The organism is Streptomyces sp. NPDC059142 (genome assembly GCF_042755665.1).
Classification (GTDB): domain Bacteria; phylum Actinomycetota; class Actinomycetes; order Streptomycetales; family Streptomycetaceae; genus Streptomyces.
This window is the reverse complement of record NZ_JBHZDA010000107.1, coordinates 1-1,382: the sequence shown is the minus strand read 5'-3', so window position 1 is coordinate 1,382 and position 1,382 is coordinate 1. Positions and strand designations below refer to the sequence as shown.

Here is a 1,382-nt window from a genome sequence, read left to right as displayed (position 1 = left end):
GCTGGATACCCTAAGGCCCTGCGATTGTTGGTGGAGCACCGGGACAAGGCAGGCGACCGGAAAAGCGCAGAAGCCCTCGCGCGACAGCTCGCTGACGCTGGCCATCCTGGGACCCTGTGGTTGTTGGTGGAGCAGCGGGAGAGGGCTGGGAAAACGGCGAGTGCAGACGCTCTTGTGCTGCAACTTGCCGACGCTGGGTACGTGGACGCGCCACGCTTATTGGTGGAGCGGCGGGAGGAGGCTGGGGAAGCGGCGAACGCTGAGACCATCTCGCAGCATGGCACCGACGACAGTCAGGTAGCTGTGTCAGGAGTCCATGTGGCGCGGCTAAAGGAAGTCGGCTCTCCGGACAGAGCTAGGGCGGTCGCTCGGCAGGCCGTCGAAGAGGGATATCCCGTGTCCCCGTACAGCCTGGCGGTGTTGCAGGTAAAGGCTGGAGATATGGCGGGCGCCGAGGTTCTCTTCCAGCAGGCTGTTGACGCCGGGGACATGGATGCTCTGTGGGCCCTGGTCGTACTACGGGAACGAGCCGGGGACCGACAGAGCGCAGAAGCGCTTGCGCGGCAGGCTGCCGAAGCCGGCCGCCCTCAAGCCTTGCGTGACTTGGCGGTGGTAAGGGCGAGGGCCGGGGACAGTGCGGGCGCTGAGGTCCTCTTCCGTCAGGCTGCCGACGCCGGCCACCCATACGCCCTGCGTGAACTTGCGCGGTGGCGAGACGAGGCCGGAGACCGGGCGGGTGCAGAGGTCCTCGCTCGGCAGGCTGCTGAAATCATCGGCACACCTGATGGTCTGCGCGCACTGGCGCGATGGCGGGAGCAGACCGGAGACCAGAGTGGCGCCGCGTACCTGTACCGCGAGGCTGCAGAAGCTGGCGACAGCGACGCCTTGATGGATCTTGCGGCACTGCGAGAGAAAGGAGGCAATCACAGCGAAGCTGCGGCTCTGTACCGTGAGGCCGCGGACACCGGCAATATTGAGGCTCTGCGCGTCCTTATATGGCGGCGGGAAATGCAAGGAGACCTAGAAGACGTCGAAGCCCTCTACCGAGAGGCAGCAGACGCTGGTAACGCTTGGTTCTTCCGCCTTGACCTCGATGCGCGGTGGCCCAACGGGCTGGACCCAGACGGTACCCCCAGCGTGAGCTGGTAATGAGGCGTTGCGACGACGCCACTGTTCGGAGTTGACGACAGCTCTGACGGCAACAACGGCACACTGAGGCGCATGATCGCTAACCTGAGCGATTGCAGTTTGAGGCCATCGGCACCCTTTATGGCTTGGTGCCCAATCCTACGGATCAGAAGGTTGCAGGTTCGAATCCTGCCGAGTGCACAGCAGAGCGAGAGGCCCCGGATCACTCCGGGGCCTCTCGCCTTTTCCTTGGC

At 64.5% G+C, this 1,382-nt stretch carries 1 protein-coding gene; it reads left to right on the top strand.

Annotated elements, in window-relative coordinates; translation table 11 throughout:
* On the top strand, window positions 1–1,149 hold a 1,149-nt coding region (locus ACFXPK_RS28145; RefSeq protein ID WP_385079824.1), incomplete at its 5' end, for a tetratricopeptide repeat protein.
* Between the last annotated feature and the right edge of the window lie 233 nt (window positions 1,150–1,382).